This is a genomic window from Streptomyces atratus, assembly GCF_014648655.1.
Taxonomy (GTDB): domain Bacteria; phylum Actinomycetota; class Actinomycetes; order Streptomycetales; family Streptomycetaceae; genus Streptomyces; species Streptomyces atratus.
The window spans coordinates 1-1,570 of the sequence record NZ_BMRN01000169.1; the positions used below are offsets into that span (position 1 = coordinate 1).

Consider the following 1,570-nt stretch of genomic DNA (forward strand, 5'->3'; position numbering starts at 1 on the left):
CTTGATCTTTAAGGCTGCTGCTCGGCCCCGCCGCGTCTAGGCATATCCGTTTTGCGCTGTTTCTTGCCGACTGGGTGGCGGGGTGCGGGTGTGGAGGTGCGGCCCTTGGGGCGGCCTGGGCCGGGGTGGGAGGCTTTTGGCGCGCGGGCTGGAGTGCCCACGGTCCGTCGGATGCGGGGATAGCCCCGTCGGACCCGGCCGGGGGTGAGCTGATCCGGTGTCAGGGGCTTCTCCCAGGGGCGCCGCAGGTCCTCGGCCAGGGGCCGGGCGAGACGGAGTTGCGCGTAGGCGGCGAGGATCAGCCACACCCACCGGTCGGCCTGTTCGGGGGTGCGCAAGCGGGGTCGGGTCAGGCCGAGCGTCTGCTTGAAGAAGCGGAAAGTGTGCTCGATATCGAACCTTCGAAGGAAGATCCGCCAGAGGCGGTCGACGTCGTGCGCGGTGGCGTCGGGGTCGCTGTGCCACAGCCATAGCGGCTTGGGGTCGCGATTGCCGGGCAGGTGCTCGACCGCCAGATGGACCAACGTTCCCTCGACGATGGGGAGTTCGCCTTCGTGGTCAGCCCAGGAGCCGCGCCGGTCCAGCTTGGGGTGCAAGCGGCCCCAGCAGCGGGCGAGGACTTGGCCGAAGCGGTCGTGGACGCCGGCCGACTCCTGGACCGGCGCCGGATAGGTCGCGGCCTGGGCCAGGCGGAACTCCGCTCCATGTCGGGGCGGGCGCCCGGGGTTCGTCCCGCGGCGCTTGCCGGCCGGGGCGCGCATCACCCGGTCCGCGCGGATGCGTCCCAGCAGCCGCACCGGCTCCTCGCGCAGCAGCCAGGTCAGGCGCACGATGTCGTAGCCGGAGTCCAGGACGAACAGCACCGGCAAGTCGCCCGGGTGCCACTGCCCGGCCCTCTCCAGGCGGGCGACAAGGTCGCGGATCTGGGCGGCGGTGACCTCGGTGGGATCGTCCTCGGGCCCCAATCGCACCGCGTCCAGCGGGCCGGTCCACGAGGAGCGGCCGCCGCCGAGGGTCGCCGCGACCTGGTAGGGCCAGCCCGGAATGGTCTGACGCACCCCGTCGCACCGGCACGGACGGTGGCAGTGCAGCCGCTCGGGCGAGCACTCGGCATCCGGACGCGGCCACGGCGTGACGTCCAACGCGATCGACAGCTGCCCGTCCGTCCCGCGCGGCAACCGCAGTCCGGCCAGCGCCATCCGAAGCCGGGAGGCGTTGATGTGTCCCTGGGCCAGCGCGTCGTACATCGCTCCGTGCCCGCGCCGATGCACCCCCGACAACGAGAGTTCCGGCAGGGACGTCACCGGCCCGTCGGCGCACAGCACCGCATCCATGAGCTCGAACAGGGCATCCGCCCGCAACGTCAGGCACTCGTACAGCTCACGGCGAAACCGGGACAACCCGGCCAGGGCCTCGACGCGCACGGCGCCATCTTGCAGACTGTCCATCACGGCCTTTGGTTGATCAACGTGTCTCTTGGCGGAAACACATGATCAAGCAGAGGCCGTCCAGCTGTCAGGCGAACAACAAACCCCACCAAGAAATGATCTTGGTGGGGTTTAAAGCCAAG

The 1,570-nt window shown here is 70.3% G+C and carries 1 protein-coding gene; it reads right to left on the minus strand.

What is annotated here, in order from left to right:
- Positions 1 to 8 precede the first annotated feature (8 nt).
- On the minus strand, positions 9 to 1,448 hold the full coding sequence (locus IEZ15_RS43875; RefSeq protein WP_114242344.1) for an NF041680 family putative transposase: 1,440 nt from the start codon (positions 1,446 to 1,448) through the stop codon (positions 9 to 11).
- Between the last annotated feature and the right edge of the window lie 122 nt (positions 1,449 to 1,570).

Bases quoted from the DNA above. Each gene is read 5' to 3' on its own strand.
- IEZ15_RS43875 (WP_114242344.1), bottom strand. From the start codon at position 1,448: ATGGACAGTCTGCAAGATGGCGCCGTGCGCGTCGAGGCCCTGGCCGGG.